This is a genomic window from Flavobacterium sp. WG21 (assembly GCF_000335775.1).
GTDB classification, from domain to species: Bacteria; Bacteroidota; Bacteroidia; order Flavobacteriales; family Flavobacteriaceae; genus Flavobacterium; species Flavobacterium tructae.
The window spans coordinates 175,020-192,711 of record NZ_AMYW01000007.1; the positions used below are offsets into that span (position 1 = coordinate 175,020).

At 35.5% G+C, this 17,692-nt stretch carries 17 protein-coding genes and 1 tRNA gene; 10 read left to right on the forward strand and 8 right to left on the reverse strand.

Annotated features, from left to right (window positions below; genetic code table 11):
- Positions 1 to 113 precede the first annotated feature (113 nt).
- Positions 114 to 230 (reverse strand) — tRNA-OTHER (locus tag C245_RS24235).
- A 408-nt stretch (positions 231 to 638) separates the two neighbouring features.
- Here C245_RS24235 and C245_RS0108155 point away from each other — a divergent pair.
- The 8 genes from C245_RS0108155 to C245_RS0108190 all read left to right on the forward strand — a co-directional run bounded on the left by C245_RS0108155 (position 639) and on the right by C245_RS0108190 (position 10,493).
- Complete coding sequence (locus C245_RS0108155; RefSeq protein ID WP_017496099.1) at positions 639 to 1,253, forward strand: hypothetical protein; 615 nt, start codon at positions 639 to 641, stop codon at positions 1,251 to 1,253.
- Positions 1,254 to 1,355: 102 nt separating this feature from the next.
- The gene (locus tag C245_RS0108160; RefSeq protein WP_017496100.1) at positions 1,356 to 2,393 is read left to right on the forward strand and encodes a YafY family protein; all 1,038 of its coding nucleotides are present in this window, start codon (positions 1,356 to 1,358) and stop codon (positions 2,391 to 2,393) included.
- 221 nt (positions 2,394 to 2,614) lie between these two features.
- Positions 2,615 to 3,073, forward strand: coding sequence for a MarR family winged helix-turn-helix transcriptional regulator (locus C245_RS0108165; protein ID WP_017496101.1), 459 nt, complete (start codon positions 2,615 to 2,617; stop codon positions 3,071 to 3,073).
- Positions 3,074 to 3,123: 50 nt separating this feature from the next.
- Positions 3,124 to 5,514 carry a 3-hydroxyacyl-CoA dehydrogenase/enoyl-CoA hydratase family protein gene (locus C245_RS0108170; protein ID WP_017496102.1) on the forward strand — a complete coding sequence of 797 codons (2,391 nt, stop codon included), beginning with the start codon at positions 3,124 to 3,126 and terminating at the stop codon, positions 5,512 to 5,514.
- A 96-nt stretch (positions 5,515 to 5,610) separates the two neighbouring features.
- Positions 5,611 to 6,792: an acetyl-CoA C-acyltransferase gene (locus C245_RS0108175; RefSeq protein ID WP_017496103.1), complete on the forward strand. Its 1,182-nt coding sequence runs from the start codon at positions 5,611 to 5,613 to the stop codon at positions 6,790 to 6,792.
- Between the two features lie 165 nt (positions 6,793 to 6,957).
- Positions 6,958 to 7,323, forward strand: a complete 366-nt coding sequence (locus C245_RS0108180) for a four helix bundle protein (protein ID WP_017496104.1) — start codon at positions 6,958 to 6,960, stop codon at positions 7,321 to 7,323.
- 41 nt (positions 7,324 to 7,364) lie between these two features.
- A complete protein-coding gene (locus C245_RS0108185; RefSeq protein WP_017496105.1) occupies positions 7,365 to 9,170 on the forward strand; it encodes an acyl-CoA dehydrogenase family protein in 1,806 nt (601 codons plus the stop codon).
- A 228-nt stretch (positions 9,171 to 9,398) separates the two neighbouring features.
- Positions 9,399 to 10,493 carry a glycoside hydrolase family 18 protein gene (locus C245_RS0108190; RefSeq protein ID WP_017496106.1) on the forward strand — a complete coding sequence of 365 codons (1,095 nt, stop codon included), beginning with the start codon at positions 9,399 to 9,401 and terminating at the stop codon, positions 10,491 to 10,493.
- Between the two features lie 75 nt (positions 10,494 to 10,568).
- On the opposite strand, the gene C245_RS0108195 is transcribed toward C245_RS0108190, so the two are convergent.
- The 3 genes from C245_RS0108195 to C245_RS0108205 form a co-directional block, all read right to left on the reverse strand.
- Positions 10,569 to 11,057, reverse strand: coding sequence for a hypothetical protein (locus C245_RS0108195; RefSeq protein ID WP_017496107.1), 489 nt, complete (start codon positions 11,055 to 11,057; stop codon positions 10,569 to 10,571).
- Between the two features lie 72 nt (positions 11,058 to 11,129).
- The gene (locus C245_RS0108200; RefSeq protein ID WP_017496108.1) at positions 11,130 to 11,648 is read right to left on the reverse strand and encodes a DUF4251 domain-containing protein; all 519 of its coding nucleotides are present in this window, start codon (positions 11,646 to 11,648) and stop codon (positions 11,130 to 11,132) included.
- A 33-nt stretch (positions 11,649 to 11,681) separates the two neighbouring features.
- Entirely contained in the window at positions 11,682 to 12,119 is a 438-nt protein-coding gene (locus C245_RS0108205) for an META domain-containing protein (RefSeq protein ID WP_026109947.1), read from the reverse strand.
- Between the two features lie 207 nt (positions 12,120 to 12,326).
- On the opposite strand from C245_RS0108205, the gene C245_RS0108210 reads away from it, so the two are divergent.
- On the forward strand, positions 12,327 to 12,854 hold the full coding sequence (locus tag C245_RS0108210; RefSeq protein ID WP_017496110.1) for a superoxide dismutase family protein: 528 nt from the start codon (positions 12,327 to 12,329) through the stop codon (positions 12,852 to 12,854).
- Between the two features lie 116 nt (positions 12,855 to 12,970).
- Entirely contained in the window at positions 12,971 to 14,173 is a 1,203-nt protein-coding gene (locus C245_RS0108215) for an LETM1-related biofilm-associated protein (protein WP_017496111.1), read from the forward strand.
- 36 nt (positions 14,174 to 14,209) lie between these two features.
- Here the strand turns inward: C245_RS0108215 and can are convergent, their stop codons facing one another.
- The 4 genes from can to C245_RS0108235 all read right to left on the reverse strand — a co-directional run bounded on the left by can (position 14,210) and on the right by C245_RS0108235 (position 17,593).
- Positions 14,210 to 14,845: a carbonate dehydratase gene (gene can / locus C245_RS0108220; RefSeq protein WP_017496112.1), complete on the reverse strand. Its 636-nt coding sequence runs from the start codon at positions 14,843 to 14,845 to the stop codon at positions 14,210 to 14,212.
- Positions 14,846 to 14,962: 117 nt separating this feature from the next.
- Positions 14,963 to 16,615 (reverse strand): SulP family inorganic anion transporter, encoded by a 1,653-nt coding sequence (locus tag C245_RS0108225; RefSeq protein ID WP_017496113.1) that lies wholly within the window; start codon positions 16,613 to 16,615, stop codon positions 14,963 to 14,965.
- A gap of 80 nt (positions 16,616 to 16,695) precedes the next feature.
- Positions 16,696 to 16,980 (reverse strand): hypothetical protein, encoded by a 285-nt coding sequence (locus C245_RS0108230; protein WP_035746393.1) that lies wholly within the window; start codon positions 16,978 to 16,980, stop codon positions 16,696 to 16,698.
- A 133-nt stretch (positions 16,981 to 17,113) separates the two neighbouring features.
- Entirely contained in the window at positions 17,114 to 17,593 is a 480-nt protein-coding gene (locus C245_RS0108235; RefSeq protein WP_017496115.1) for a Dps family protein, read from the reverse strand.
- Positions 17,594 to 17,692: the final 99 nt, after the last annotated feature.

Genomic DNA, 17,692 nt, shown 5'->3' on the forward strand with positions numbered 1-17,692 from the left:
CGAAGAAGTAAGTTAATCTTGACCCTCATTTTATTAATGATAATTTTAAAACTTGCCGGACTCGAACCGGAAATACCAATGTTCTGAAGTAAGTTTTAATTGATCATCAATAGTGAAACAGATGGGATTCGAACCCACGACCCGAACATTAGAAGTGTACGAAGTAAGTTTTGATTGACCTTTTACCGATAATCTCAAAACTACCTGCTCTACCGCTGAGCTACTGTCTCTATTATGATTGTAAAATAAAAAGGTAATGGTGTAAGTGTGTACGTTGGAAAGTTTTCTGAAGTAACTCAAACTTGACCTGTTTTATTTTTTATTTGATTGCTATGAACGTTTGTTTTTTATTTCTGAACAAAGATTTCAAAACCACTACGCAATTATTTTGCGCAGTAAAAAAAGAATTTTAAATTTGAGTAAATATTAATTTTAAAAAAGTCTATAAGTTCCAGAGGGACGTTATAACTATGGATTTTTCACATGCATTTGAAGAGCCCCAGCGGGGCGACATATTCTATCAATGAAAGGAAAATAAAGATGTCGCTCCGCTGGAGCTTTTGATTCTGTGCTATAATTTGGTTATAAATATTCAGCTCTTACAGAGCTTCTCATTAGATTTAAATAAAAAATACCATATGAATTTAGAAAAAATCTATTCTGAATTACTATCCAATATTGGCTTTCCCGCAAATGAAATTCAGCAAAACTGGATGGATTTAGAAAAGGCCTATTCCAAAAAATCAAGGCATTATCACAATCTCACGCATTTAAGACAAATGATGGAGAGCTTTGAGGTCTATCGGAACAAACTTGAAAATCCGAATGAAGTATTACTTTCGATTTTTTATCATGATATTGTTTACTCTTCTTCGAGAAAAGACAATGAACTTAAAAGTGCCGAATTCGCTTTGTCAATTCTTCCCGAAAATATCCCCCTAAACAAACAATTCATTTTTGATGCGATCTGTGCTACGCAACAGCATTTACACAATACAGTTGAAGATATTAACTGGTTAATCGATTTTGATTTGAAGATTCTGGCCCATGATTGGGAGGATTACAAAATCTATTTCGAGCAAATTAGAAAAGAGTATCACATTTATCCTGATTTTCTCTACAAACCCGGACGTGCTAAGGCACTGAAACATTTTCTGGAAAACGACTTTATTTTTCAAACGGATGAGTTTAGGAATTTATATGAAAAGAAAGCGAGATTGAATATTGAAAAAGAAATTTCCTTATTAACGTAAACGCGCGTGAGGGATTGAGGCGGTATCCTTTTGTGAAGAGAAACGAAACAAAAGATATAGCCGAAAGCCCGACCCGGAGGGACACGCCCAAAAATACAAACCATGTCACAAAACAAAAATGCCTTAATTCGGTACAAAACAATAGATAAATGTCTTCAAAACAAATACCGGCAATGGACTTTAGACGACTTAATCGAATGCTGCTCTGATGCTTTGTTTGAATACGAAGGTCGTGCTAACCCCATCAGCAAGCGAACCATTCAGATGGATATTCAGCTCATGCGAAGTGAGAAACTGGGGTACAATGCCCCCATTGTGGTATATGATAAAAAGTACTATAAATACGAAGACGACGAATTCACCATAACCGATATACCCTTAACCGAAACAGACATGAATGTGCTCACCGAGACCGTCTCGATGTTAAAGCAGTTTAAAGATTTCTCTCTCTTTAGTGATGTATCGGATATTCTACAGCGCTTGGAGGATAAAATCTACGCCGAAAAATCGCATACTAAACCCGTTATCTATCTCGACAAAAATGAAAAACTAAAAGGACTTCATTATCTGGATGAGATTTATCAGGCCATCATCAAAAAGGTGACTTTGGTTATTACCTATAAATCGTTTAAATCTCGGGAAGAAAGCAAATTTCATTTTCACCCTTTTATTTTAAAGGAATTCAATAACCGATGGTTTTTGGTAGGAAAGAAAAAAGGTTCGCAACCGATTACCAATTTAGCCCTGGACAGAATTATATCTATAGATTACGATTTCAACATTCCCTATTTAGAAGAAAACTTTGATGCAGAGCTCTTTTATAAAAACGTAATTGGGGTAACCGTTAATTCAGGTTTACAACCCAAAAAGATCGAACTGTGGATAGACGCAACTAATGCACCTTATGTGTTAACCAAACCTTTGCATCACACGCAGCGGCTCATTAAAGAAAATGACGACAAAAGCATCATCGTTCATTTGTTCATTTCTCCCAATTACGAAATGGAACGTATGCTTTTAGGGTTTGGAGACGGCATCGAAATTATCAAACCTGAAAATCTAAGAAATAGAGTAAAAGCTATACTTCAAAAGGCAATTTCAAGATATGAACCCGAAAACACCATTGAATTAAAGCCATAATTTTTTACAAAATGCAGAATTTTATCTTATTTTAAAACCATAAAACAATTTTTACAGCATTAATTTTGTTAAAACATCAAAAAAGAATAGTATATTTCAATTAAATTTTAACCGTAACCCCCTATAAATCAAAGGGATTTTTTAACTAACCAAAAAATTATTAAAAAATTATATGCATGCATAGTATTTTTTAATTATATTTGAAATCGATATAGTTACATATGAAAGAGAAAACAATAGATTATATTCTGCGTGCTACATGGCAAGCTGTATCAAGAATGTACAATGAAGAGGCTGCTAAGTACGATGCCACAATGGCTACCGGGTTTGCCCTTTTGAGTATAGATAAGGAAGAAGGAACCCCATCGACAGCTTTGGGTCCCCGGATGGGCATGGAAGCCACAAGTCTTACCAGAACATTGAAATCTATGGAAGATAAAGGTTTGATTGTTCGCAAAAAAAACCCAACTGATGGTCGTGGTGTTTTGATTTACCTGACTGAATTTGGAAAAGAAAAAAGAGATTTATCTAAAAATACGGTTCTGAAATTTAATGAAACGGTAAGAAAACATGTTTCTGATGAGAAACTAAACCATTTTATCGAGGTTTCTGAAATTATAAACGAATTAATTCAGGATAAAAACATATTCAATCAAACAGAAAAATCAGAAAATGAATAACCTTAATTCATAAGGAACATTCAAATCAAATAAAAAACAAAATATTAACTATGAAACGCACAATTAAAAAAGTCGCTGTAATTGGATCCGGAATTATGGGTTCGGGAATAGCTTGCCATTTTGCCAATATTGGTGTTGAAGTTTTACTGCTTGACATCGTACCACGCGAGTTGACAGAAGCTGAAGCTAAAAAAGGATTAACGCTTGAAAGTAAAGCTGTTCGCAACCGAGTAGTAAATGAGCATCTGGCGAATTCATTAAAATCAAAACCATCTCCTATTTACAGTCAAAAATTCGCAAACCGAATTACCACTGGAAATACGACTGATGATATGGCAAAAATTGCCAATGTTGATTGGATTATTGAAGTAGTTGTGGAGCGTCTGGATATTAAAAAACTGGTATTCGAACAAATCGAGCAATTCCGTAAACCGGGAACTTTGGTTACTTCTAATACTTCCGGTATTCCAATTCACTTCATGAGTGAAGGAAGAAGCGAAGATTTCCAACAACACTTCTGCGGAACTCACTTTTTTAACCCTGCGCGTTACTTAAAGTTATTTGAAATTATTCCTGGTCCAAAAACTTCAACTGAAGTATTGGATTTCTTAAACGAATACGGATCTAAATTCTTAGGAAAAACTTCGGTTGTTGCTAAAGATACTCCGGCGTTTATTGGAAACAGAATTGGTATTTACGGCATCCAAAGTTTATTCCACCTGGTAAAAGAAATGGGATTAACGATCGAAGAAGTGGATAAATTGACCGGACCAGTAATTGGCCGTCCAAAATCGGCTACTTTCCGTACGGTTGACGTGGTTGGATTGGATACTTTGGTACACGTTGCTAACGGTATTTACGAAAACTGCCCAACAGACGAACAACACGAATTGTTTAAACTTCCGGATTTCATCAACAAAATGATGGAAAATAATTGGTTAGGAAGCAAAACTGGTCAAGGTTTCTACAAAAAAGTAGACAAAGATATTCTTTCTTTAGACTTAGACACCTTAGAATACCGTGCTGCAAAAAAAGCAAATTTTGCTACACTTGAACTAACAAAAACTATCGATAAACCAATCAATCGTTTTAAAGTTTTAGTAAAAGGAACTGACAAAGCGGGAGAATTCTACCGTAAGAGTTTTGCCGGAATGTTTGCTTACGTGTCCAACAGAATTCCTGAAATCTCAGACGAATTATACAAAATTGACGATGCCATGAAAGCTGGTTTTGGATGGGAAAATGGTCCATTCGAAATCTGGGATGCTATTGGTGTTGCAAAAGGAATCGAAATCATGAAAGCCGAAGGTTTAGCGCCTGCTGCCTGGGTTACTGAAATGTTAGCTTCCGGAAGCGATAGTTTCTATTCTGTAAAAGAAGGAGCAACTTTCTTCTATAATATTCCAACAAAATCACAAACTAAAGTTCCTGGACAAGATTCATTCATTATCCTGAACAACATCCGTGAAAGCAAAAAAGTTTGGAGCAACAGTGGCGCTATTATCGAAGATTTAGGAGACGGAATCTTAAACTTAGAATTCCAGTCTAAAATGAATACTATTGGTGGCGATGTACTTCAGGCCATCAATAAAGCCATCGACTTATCTGAAAAAGAATACCAAGGTTTAGTGATTGGAAATCAGGCAGCGAATTTCTCTGTTGGAGCTAATATCGGAATGATTTTCATGATGGCAGTGGAACAAGAGTACGATGAATTGAACATGGCGATCAAATTGTTCCAGGACACCATGATGCGCGTTCGTTATTCTTCGATTCCGGTTATCGTAGCACCTCACGGAATGACTTTTGGCGGTGGATGCGAAATGAGCTTACACGCTGATAAAGTAGTTGCTGCGGCTGAAACTTACATGGGATTAGTGGAATTTGGTGTTGGTGTACTTCCTGGCGGTGGTGGATCTAAAGAAATGGCTTTAAGAGCTTCTGATTTATTCCGCAAAAATGACGTTGAATTAAACGTTCTTCAGGAGTATTTCCTTACTATCGCTATGGCTAAAGTTTCGACTTCTGGTTATGAAGCTTTTGATACCGGACTTTTACAACACGGAAAAGATATTATCGTAGTCAACAAAGACCGTCAGATTGCAGAAGCTAAAAAACATGCTTTGTTAATGGCTGAAGCAGGTTATACGCAACCTATCAGAAGAACAGATGTAAAAGTATTAGGAAAACAGGCTCTTGGAATGTTCTTAGTAGGAACTGACCAAATGCAAGCTGGAAAATACATTTCTGAGCACGATAGAAAAATTGCTAACAAACTGGCTTACGTAATGGCTGGTGGTGATTTATCTGAAGCTACTTTAGTATCTGAACAATATTTATTAGATATCGAACGTGAAGCTTTCTTGAGTTTATGTACTGAAAGAAAAACTCTGGAGCGTATTCAATATATGTTAACTAAAGGAAAACCGCTTCGTAACTAGAAAAGTAGAAGAAAGATGTAAGAAGCAAGATTTCAAAACAAAGTTTTGTCTTTTCTCTTGCCTCTTGCTTCTATAAATCTTAAAAAACAAAAACAAATGAAAACAGCATATATAGTAAAAGCATACAGAACCGCAGTTGGAAAAGCTCCAAAAGGGGTTTTCAGATTCAAAAGACCTGATGAATTAGCGGCTGAAACCATTCAGTTTATGATGGATGAACTGCCTGATTTTGACAAAAAGCGCATCGATGACGTTATGGTAGGAAATGCCATGCCGGAAGCTGAGCAAGGTCTTAACGTTGGACGTTTGATCTCCTTGATGGGATTAAAAGTAGAAGACGTTCCCGGAGTTACAGTAAACCGTTATTGTGCATCCGGATTAGAAACTATCGGAATGGCAACTGCTAAAATTCAATCCGGAATGGCAGATTGTATCATTGCTGGTGGTGCAGAAAGTATGAGTTATATTCCGATGGGAGGTTACAAACCAACTCCGGACTATAAAGTGGCTGCTGCAGGTCATGAGGATTATTACTGGGGAATGGGTTTAACTGCTGAAGCGGTGGCCAATCAATATAAAATCTCCAGAGAAGATCAGGATGAGTTTGCTTACAACTCTCATATGAAAGCGCTGAAAGCACAAGCAGAAGGAAAATTTGACAAACAAATCGTTCCGATTACTGTTGAACAGACTTTCATCAATGAAAATGGTAAAAAAGAAACAAAATCATACGTTGTAAATAAAGACGAAGGTCCAAGAGCAGGAACTACTAAAGAAGCTTTAGCAGGTTTAAGACCCGTTTTCGCAGCAGACGGAAGTGTAACTGCCGGTAACTCGTCTCAAATGAGTGACGGTGCTGCTTTTGTTTTAATCATGAGCGAAGAAATGGTAAAAGAATTAAACCTGGAGCCAATCGCACGTTTAGTAAACTTTGCTTCTTCTGGTGTGGAGCCAAGAATCATGGGTATCGGACCTGTAAAAGCAATTCCGAAAGCCTTGAAACAAGCAGGATTAACGTTGAATGATATCGAATTAATCGAGCTGAATGAAGCTTTTGCTTCTCAGGCTTTAGCAGTTACCCGCGAATTAAACATCAACCCGGAAATCGTAAACGTAAACGGTGGAGCCATTTCATTAGGTCACCCACTGGGTTGTACAGGAGCTAAACTTTCTGTTCAGTTATTCGACGAAATGAAACGCAGAGGCAACAAATACGGAATCGTAAGTATGTGTGTAGGTACCGGACAAGGTTCTGCAGGGATTTACGAGGTGCTGTAAAAAGAAAATAGAATATAGAATAAAGAGAATAGATGTTTTTTTTAGAGTAAAGAAGCAAGAGGCTAGAATTAATTTTGGAATGAAGATATTTTGTGAATAAGCATCTTTACAAAGTAGTAAAAAACCTACTTTTTAGTTTTTCTTCTTATCTTGCCTCAAAAAAACATGAGACACAATTTTAAGAATTTGAAAATTTGGATTTTAGCTATAGAAATTACAAATGATATCTATAAACTAACCGCCACTTTTCCAAAATCAGAAACGTATAGTTTGACAAGTCAAATGAACAGATGTTCTGTTTCAATGCCTTCAAATATTGCCGAAGGTTCAAACAGAGGAAATAAACACTTTCAGCATTATCTGAATATTAGTTTAGGGTCATCATTTGAGTTACAAACACAATTGTTAATAGCTTGTCAAAATGACTATTTAACAAAAGAAAAAACAGAAAAATTAGAAAATAAAATAATTGAATTTCAAAAGATGACCACAGGCTTCATCAACAAGTTAGACAACAGTCTTCCTTCTTGATTCTTGCATCTTAATTTAAAAACATACAAAAAACAAAAGCAATGGCAGATACTATCGAAAAAAACGTGACTCGTGGTGGTCAGTTTTTAGTTAAAGAAACAAAATGCGAAGATATCTTCACACCGGAAGATTTTTCGGAAGAGCAATTAATGATGCGTGACTCTGTAAAAGAGTTCGTAGACAAAGAATTATGGGCACATAAAGATCGTTTCGAGAAGAAAGATTACGCTTATACAGAATCTTCTATGCGTAAAGCAGGTGAACTTGGACTTCTTGGAGTTGCTGTTCCGGAAGAATATGGCGGATTAGGAATGGGATTTGTTTCTACAATGTTGGTTTGTGACTACATTTCAGGAGCAACGGGTTCTTTCTCTACAGCTTTTGGTGCACATACTGGAATTGGAACTATGCCAATTACGCTTTATGGTACTGAAGAACAAAAGAAAAAATACGTTCCTAAATTGGCTTCAGGAGAATGGTTCGGAGCTTATTGCTTGACAGAGCCGGGAGCAGGATCTGATGCTAACTCAGGAAAAACGAAAGCAGTTTTATCTGAAGATGGAAAATACTACTCGATCACAGGACAAAAAATGTGGATTTCGAATGCAGGTTTCTGCAGCGTTTTCATCGTTTTTGCCCGTATTGGAGATGATAAAAACATTACAGGTTTCATCGTAGAAAATGATCCGTCAAACGGAATTTCTATGAATGAAGAAGAGCATAAATTAGGAATCCGTGCTTCTTCTACACGTCAGGTTTTCTTCAACGATACAAAAGTTCCTGTTGAAAACATGTTGTCTGAAAGAGGAAACGGTTTCAAAATCGCAATGAACGCTTTAAACGTAGGTCGTATTAAATTAGCTGCTGCTTGTTTAGATGCTCAACGTAGAGTTACTACTGGAGCTGTAAAATATGCTAACGAAAGAATTCAGTTTAATACTCCGATTTCAAGCTTCGGTGCTATCCGTTCTAAACTGGCTGAAATGGCAACTAATGCCTACGCAGGAGAAAGCGCTTCTTACCGTGCTGCAAAAGACATCGAAGACAGAATCGCTGCTCGTGAAGCAGAAGGAACTTCTCATCAGGAAGCTGAATTGAAAGGTGTTGAAGAATATGCTATCGAGTGTTCTATATTAAAAGTAGCTGTTTCTGAAGACGTTCAAAGCTGTTCAGATGAAGGAATTCAGATTTTTGGCGGAATGGGATTCTCTGAAGACACTCCAATGGAAAGTGCCTGGAGAGATGCTCGTATCGCACGTATCTACGAAGGAACAAATGAAATTAACAGAATGCTTTCAGTGGGTATGTTGATCAAAAAGGCTATGAAAGGTCATGTTGATTTATTAGGACCAGCTATGAAAGTTCAGGAAGAATTAATGGGAATTCCATCTTTTGATACTCCTGATTTCTCTGAATTATTTGCAGAAGAAAAAGGAATCATCGCTAACCTGAAAAAAGTTTTCTTAATGGTTGCCGGAAGCGCTGTTCAAAAATACGGACCGGATTTAGATTCTCACCAACAATTATTGATGGCAGCTTCTAACATCTTAATCGAGATCTACATGGCTGAAAGTACTATTTTAAGAACTGAAAAATTAGCCAAAAAAGAAGGAGAAGCTAAAGTACAAGAGCAAATTGCAATGGCAAAATTATACTTATACAAAGCAGTAGATATCGTTAACCTAAATGGTAAAGAAGGAATCATTTCTTTTGCAGAAGGTGACGAGCAACGTATGATGTTAATGGGACTTAAACGTTTCACAAAATATACAAACAATCCAAATGTGGTGGCCTTAAGAGAGGTTATTACTTCTAAATTAGTTGCAGAAAACGAATACTGCTTCTAATACAAAAATAGTTTTTAGCTTTTAATTTGTTTAAACCCGCACTAATCCGAAACAGTGCGGGTTTATTTATTTATTTTTTTGACTAAATCGAAGGAAGGAGCTTTCGCAATATTTTTGCAACGATTTGCAAAATATTCGTTAAAATTAACTCTCAGACCCCTATAGAATAGTTAAATATTGGCGGTATTACTTTATATTTAGCATTCTAAAAACTTTAAAAAACATAAAATGAAACAAATTAACCTGTTTGCCCTGATTCTATTGTGCAACTTTACCACAAGTACATTTGGGCAAAAAAGCAAAAAAATGGACATCATAGCCTATTATACAGGTGATGACAAGCTAATTAACGAATACGAAGTAAGTAAACTAAACCAAATCATATTTAGTTTTTGCCATTTAAAAGATGGGAAACTAAGTGTTGATTCTGCAAAAGATTCTACTACGATTAAACATTTGGTTTCATTAAAAGCATCCAATCCACAATTAAAAATTATTCTTTCACTTGGTGGCTGGGGAGGTTGTGAGCCTTGTTCTGCTGCATTTTCGACAGCCGAAGGAAGACTTACTTTTGCCAAATCGGTAAAAGAAGTAAGCCATTATTTTAAAGTAGACGGTTTAGATTTAGATTGGGAGTATCCGGCAATTGAGGGACTGCCAGGACATTTGTTTCAACCGGCTGACAAGCCAAATTTCACCGAACTAATCAAAATTTTACGTTCAACTTTAGGAAAAAAATACGAATTGAGCTTTGCTGCCGGAGGTTTTCAAAAAGCCTTAGACGAATCGATTGACTGGAAAAAAGTAATGCCTCTAGTAAACCGTGTAAACATTATGAGTTATGATTTAGTGAACGGATACTCAAAAGTTACCGGACACCATACGCCTTTATACAGCACTAATCCAAAAGAAGAATCTACAGACAGAGCGGTTGAATATTTATTGAAACTGGGAATTCCTGCCGAAAAACTAGTTATAGGAGGCGCTTTCTATACCAGAACCTGGAAAAATGTAGAAAACATCAACAATGGTTTGTATCAGTCAGGTGAGCATGTTCAGGGAGTTTCTTTTAAAGATTATAGCACTTTTTATACAGAAGCCAATGGATGGAAATACTTTTGGGATGAAAAAGCCAAAGCACCTCACTGGTACAATGAAAAAGAAAAAACATTTGCCACAGGAGACAATCTGGCGTCTATAAAAGCAAAAGCAGAATATGCGAAAGCTAAAAACTTAGGTGGAATCATGTTTTGGGAATTGCCTCTGGATGCCACACGTAACGGAATGGTCAATACAATTTACGACGTTAAAATCGCTAAATAAAAAACTTTAGATCATAAAAAAAACGGCAGCTGTTCAAAAAATGGCTGCCGTTTTGCTTATCGTAAAAATTTAAAACTAAATTTTAACTTTACTCTTATCCAGTTCACCTATAAAAGGAATCGTTTCCAGAATTTCAGCTCTGATTATCGTCTGTAAATACACTTCTAACTGAATGAACTTCGCAGCATTAATGGCACCTATCACTTTTTTGGCCTGCGTATAGGTTTTAGAATATAACTTTTCATATCCCATATGGTTTCTTAAAGTTCCCTTTGCCAGCTCATCGGCTTTTTCATCGGTAAGCGTTGCATAATTCACCGCATAATCATTAATCAATTGAAATTTAGTTTGCCCGAGACCCTTGCGATCCGCTTCATAACTATCATACACTTTTGCAAATGCTGCAGCCTGACTATCGGATAAATTCATATACTCTTTTACGAGATCCCCTTTTGATTTTCCATAAATACTTTGCACAACATCTACATCTTCTTTAAATGTTGATTGAGCGTAAGAAGAAAATGAAACAATGGCCATGATAAGAATAAGGCTTATTTTTTTCATAGTTCTGATTTTAAATTTGTTTTATAAATTCATCCGTTATAAAAAATACTTCTAGATTCTAAAAAAGAAAGACTACTTATTCTCCACCGCTTTTGGCGCTCTAATTACGCCATCATAAGAAATGGACGCCCTATTGTTACTGTTGACTGAAAGCGTCGTACTTCCGTTATTGAAAATAGTGAAAAGCAAATTATATACATCATCTTTTCCCCTAACGGTAGTTCTTAAAATGTAACTTTTCTTTTTCTTTTCGACTTTAATATCTTCCGGTGCTCCTTCAAATTTTATCCCGCCGTCTCCCCCATACGCAACGTTGAATGCACGCCCAAAAAAAGGCAGATCACAAATAATTTTATCGCTGCTAAATCTTAAAAAATAAATATTATAATCCAGAATAATGAGCCTTCCTCCTTGCGGATTTAATTTCTGCGCTTCAAAATCGAACTTTTTAGAATCAATCAATGCTTCTGTTTCTTTCTGTTGCTGTAAATCTCTTTCTGCCCTTAGCTCCTTCTTCGTCTTATCCTGTGCAAAAACTGAAACATTCAAAAAACAGCACAGTAACAATAAAATGGATAATTTAGTCTTCATAAAGTGCAAATTTTAGATTAGAAAAGAAGAGTACTATTTTCTGGTAAATCGCATCAATGCAATGTCTCCTGAGATAAAATGAAGTGTTTTCCCTTCATCTGTAATATCATAGGATGTAATTTTAGGCAAAGTCCCCATAAAAAGACGTTCCCCTTCCTGTGCTTGTGGACACATCTTTTTGGTTACAGCCATTGGACCTGTCAGATCGATTTTATGCCCCGTTACCACAAGTGCTCCGTTGAAAGAATTACATCCGTTATTTCCGGATACTCTTTTTTCAATTTGATTAAAATTAATAGTTGGCTTATTATTGGGATACAAAGCATCAAAATCAACACTTGAACCGGAGATATAATTAAGCTCCCAGTTTCCTTCAAGTTTAGAAGCATCGCCCCCTTTTGCTCCTTTAGAGCAATTACAGGAAGTTAGAACAATTCCTAAAAAAACGAAAGATAAAATACTTTTGATCATAATATTTAAAATTAAGTTAAAAATAAAACCATTGATTTTCAAGTAAATAAACTCATAACTACACGAATTTACGCAATATTTTTTGGTTCATCAGCTAAAGTTGCTTTAAATTCTGATCAATAGTTTTAGTTTTTTTTAACGATCGGTACCAATCCATGTCAGTATTTTATGTTAATTTTACTTAAACTATAATAAAAAGACTCTTCTATGAAAAAAATAATCGTTTCCTTCGCCATAATTACAGCTTTAATCATTGGTTGTAAAACCAGTACAAAATCAAATGATGCCAAAACCTTAAGGGTAGCTTTAGAGCCAAAAAGCAAAAGTACAGTAGCAGGAATAGCCACTTTTACCGAGAGAAAAGGAAAAGTAACTTTTGCTGCAAAAATAACGGGTTTACAGCCGGGAGTACATGCAATTCACATTCATGAAAAGGCAGATTGTAGTGCTGCAGACGGAAGTTCGGCCGGAGGACACTGGAATCCAACTTTTAAAAAACATGGAAAATGGGGTGTTGCCGAATACCACAAAGGAGATATAGGAAACTTTACCGCTGATGCAAATGGTAACGGGACTATAACACTAACTACTGATGAATGGTGCATTGGCTGCGGAGATGAAAGTAAAGATATTCTGGGAAAAGGATTAATTGTTCATCAGGGATCTGATGATTTCACCACACAGCCTACAGGAAATGCGGGCGGAAGAGTTGCCTGTGCCGGAATCATTAAATAAAAAACATAAAACAGTAATAACCACTATATTTTCACAAAATCTAGTGGTTATTTCATTTTAAATTTACACTAAAACAAGAAAAAGATATAGCTTTGCAGCTATAAATTATAAAGTTAATGATTAACCCATCGGCACCAGGCTGGATAGATAAGTTTTTTAGCGAACAAAAGTTTTCAGAAGCTATTCCTTTTGAGACTGCTGAGTCGTTTTACCATAAAGTCAGAGAAACCGGTTTTATTTACGGTCACATCATCGCTATAGATTCTCAGATTCCAATCCCTATAAAAGGCTGGTTCAAAACCGAAATCTCCAAAGTAGCTTTATTAAATACTTTGTACGGTGTTTTTTGTTTGGAAAAAAGAAGCTCTGAACCTAATAATTTTATTTCTGAAGTTTTAAAATTCTATAAGGAAATGAGTCCGGAAGGTTTTAATATATTTAAAATTCTGCTTCCAAAGGACACTCCTTCTCTTTCTTTAGAAAACATTATAGATCAGCGCGTTCAGACGAATGACAGTATTATCAGTAAAAACTTTTCGCATTTAGTAACCAATGCGCTTTTGTTTATTGATGTTCTGGCTTTCAGACAATATTTAGAACATGGGACAATTCCTGAAAAATACTTAAAACGAATCGAAGAAACCGTTATGGGCATTGTGGCTCTGGCTTTAAAAACCAAAACCATAAAATCTCAGCACGACGATTTACTGATTAAACTTTTTGAAGCTTCCATCCGATACTCAAAATTTTCAAAAGTTACGGTTGATACTTTAGAAACTTTACAATTGGACTATTACAACCATAAACTGGAACACTACTATTTCATTGATATGGCCGGAATGGCTTTGTGGAGCGATGGTGTTGTCGAAAATGAAGAAGCCTACTTTTTGTACTCTTTAGGATCAATGATGGGAATTTCTGATGATTTTGTAACCAAAAGCATTGAAACGACCAACGCGTTCATCACTACTCACAAAAAGAAGATCCCTTATTTTAATTACTCCAATCCCGTAAAACATTTTTACGACCAAATGACCCACAGTGTGGTAAAACTGATTGTAAGAAACAAAAACAGATTAGTGAAGGAAATCATTCAAAGCAAGGAGTTAATGGTTCTGCTGGCTTATTCTACCACCAGAGATCTGGATGCTAAAGAAAAGAAAAAGGTGAAAAAACAACTTTTAGACATCTGTAAAACGATTCCGTCGCTCACCATATTTTTACTGCCCGGAGGAAGTTTGTTATTACCGATTCTTATCAAATTTATTCCAACTTTACTTCCGTCAGCTTTTAATGAAAACCTCGACGAAAACGAATAAAAAAATCGCCCTTTTGGGGCGATTTTCTTTTTTATATTATAGATCTAACTGATAAACTTCATCAAGCTCCTCGTTTGAAGCAATATTCACATTTAAATCGGTTACAAAACCGGAATTTAAACCGTAAACCCATCCGTGAAGCATCAAATCCTGTCCGTTTTTCCAGGCTCCCTGAACGATAGATGTTTTCGCTAAATTGTAAACCTGCTCTTTTGCATTGATTTCAACAAAAGCATTGAAACGTTCTGTTTCATCTTCAATTGAATTCAGGTACTTATCGTGTAGACGGTATTCATCTTTAATGTGACGAATCCAGTTGTCGATAATTCCAACAGACTGATTACCCATAGCAGCTTTAACACCACCACAACCGTAATGTCCGCAAACAATAACGTGTTTTACTTTCAATACATTTACCGCATAATCTAAAACACTCAACATATTCATATCAGAGTGTACTACCATATTAGCAATATTACGGTGTACAAAAACTTCACCCGGTTTAGCTCCAATAATTTCATTTGCCGGAACACGACTGTCTGAACATCCAATCCACAATAATGGCGGTGTTTGTCCTTTTGCAAGATCCGCAAAATAATTAGGATCTAATGCTAATGATTTTTCAACCCACTGTCTGTTATTTTCAAGTAACTGCTTATAAAACTCTCTCATTTTTTTGTTTTTTGTATGGTAATCCCGTTTGCTTAAATCTACTAAAAAAAAACTTCTCGTAAAGTTATCTAATTTTAATACTTCTCACAATCAAGAAATACCTTAATTAATTATAATTTATTTAAAATTCTCTTTTACCTTTTCTTTTTGAACTAAAGTTCTTTTCGCAACATCATAATAATGCTCTATCGATACATGATTATTAATGTCCGGTGAATTCTCAAGTTCATATGCTTTCTTGAATCCTTTAAGCTTTACTTTAATATTTTCGTCAATTGCTCGTGTCTCTTTAAACTCACGGATCAAATCTAAAACATCATGCGCAATATACTCTGTATCTGCAGCATTGATAATTACTTTAGAGTTTTCCGGAATTTCACTTAAAGTAGACTTAATCGCAGCCTTATTCAAGAATGAAACTTCCTGTGCTAAATCGATATGAATGACATCACCATCTTCGTATTCTTCTTTTTTGAAACTGTACGCTCTTTTCAGATTTCCTCTCAATACAAAAATAATACTGATCACAATTCCTAAAGCAACCCCTTTAAGTAAATCTGTCGCTACAACAAATACCAAAGTGGCAATAAACGGTACGAACTGATATTTTCCTTTTTCCCAGAAATGTTTGAAAGTGGCAGGTTTCGCCAATTTATACCCTACTAAAATTAAAACCGTTGCCAAAGTTGCCAATGGTATTTTGTTTAATAACGTAGGAATTGCCAATACACTAATTAGCAAAAGTACACCATGAATAATGGCTGACATTTTTGATTTTGCTCCTGCATTATTATTGGCAGATGATCTTACTACAACGGATGTCATCGGCAAACCGCCCAGAAGCGAACTTACTACATTACCAATTCCCTGCGCTCTAAGCTCAACATTGGTATTGGTATAACGTTTTTGAACATCCATTCTGTCAGACGCCTCTATACACAACAACGTCTCAATAGAGGCAACTATTGCGATTGTAATCGCCACCACCCAAACTTGCGGGTTGGTAACCGCAGCAAAATTTGGCAAAATTATGATTGATTTAAACTCATCAAAAGATTTTGGAACCGGCAAAGAAACTAAATGCTCATTTGCAATTGCCAGCGAACTTCCCGTTGAAGTAAAAAACTCGTTTAAAATTATTCCTGTAACAACAGCAACAAGTGCTCCCGGAATTAATTTCATTCTTTTTAAGAAGGGAACTTTCTCCCACGAAATTAAAATCACCAAAGAAACAAGTGAAACCACAACCGCTCCTAAATGTATGTGATTTAAAACATCGAATAGAAAAGAAAAAGAGTTGCTTCCGTCATTTTGAATAAATGCCTGATCTCCTTCAAAATCGGCATCGTAACCAAAAGCATGTGGTAATTGTTTCAGAATAATAATAATTCCGATACCTGCCAACATCCCTTCAATAACGTTGGTAGGAAAATAATTGGAGATACTTCCGGCCTTTAGAAATCCTAATGCTAATTGAATTAATCCAGCAATAAAAACAGACATTAAAAACACATCGAATGCCCCTAAATCTGTAATAGCAGTTAAAATGATAGCGGTCAGTCCAGCCGCTGGTCCGGAGACACTAATATGAGACTGGCTTAAGTAACCTACCACAATACCTCCAACAACACCTGCGATAATTCCCGAAAATAACGGTGCTCCGGAGGCCATTGCAATACCTAAACACAATGGAAGAGCTACCAAGAAAACCACTAAACCTGACGCAAAATCAGATTTAAGGTTGGCAAAAAGATTGATTTTTTTTGTCATAATACAATACTAAAAAAATTATTCATTAACGTTTTACCACATTTATTAAAATGCAGTTCAATTCAAAATAATCGGAAGTATTATACCAAGTTAGGAGGTGGAGCAAAAATGCTCGGAGAAATATTGTCTAATTTCACAATGTTCTCAGACACAATGGTCTTTTTTTCAATATAAACTGGCATAACAACTTCATGTTGAAGTATTGCCGGATAAACAGCAGCCTTAAGTTCTTTATGTGAATGTTCCTCTTCAGAAAAACTGAAAAATATCGACGCATCGTTGCTTTTCTTCATTACCGTCACAATAGTTGGGGTAGATAAGAAGGCAATAAAGATGAATAATAATATGCGAGCGACTAATTTCATTGGAACAAAAATAGTGTTAAACAGCTAAAATCAAAGCGAGAGGCCAAAAAATTTAAACAAATTTAACAATCATAAAAAACAGAATGATCAAACCCGACCATTCTGCTATAGTAATCAATTCAGAAACAACATATTAAAGTTCTTCTTCGAGCCATGCATTCATCATCCAAATTGTTTTTTCCTGCTCTGAAATGAAGTCACTCATCATCGAATTTGTTCCTTCATCATTAATTTCATCCGATTGTTTCAAAATTCCTCTTTCGATTTTCAATAAATCCGTTAAAGAACTTACAATTAAGTGAACCGCTTTTTCATCATTTGAAATATTTTTTCCAACAGCTAATTTGTTATTTTTAATATAATCTTCAAAAGTATGTAAAGGAGTTCCGCCGATAGTTAAAACCCTTTCTGCAATCAAATCAATTTTCAACTGGGAATCTGTGTACAATTCTTCAAACTTTACATGCAAATCAAAAAAACGTTTCCCACGAATATTCCAATGCAACCCCCTTAAATTCTGGTAATATACCTGAAAATTTGACAACAGAACATTTAATTCTTTTACTAACAATTCTGATTCCTTTACCGGTAAACCTAAAATATTTGTTTTCATAGTTCTCATTTTATAATGTGATTACTACAAATTTAAAATAAGTTCTCCGAAAATAATATAAAAAAAAGTTATATTTTCTTATTTTTGCATCAAAAATTA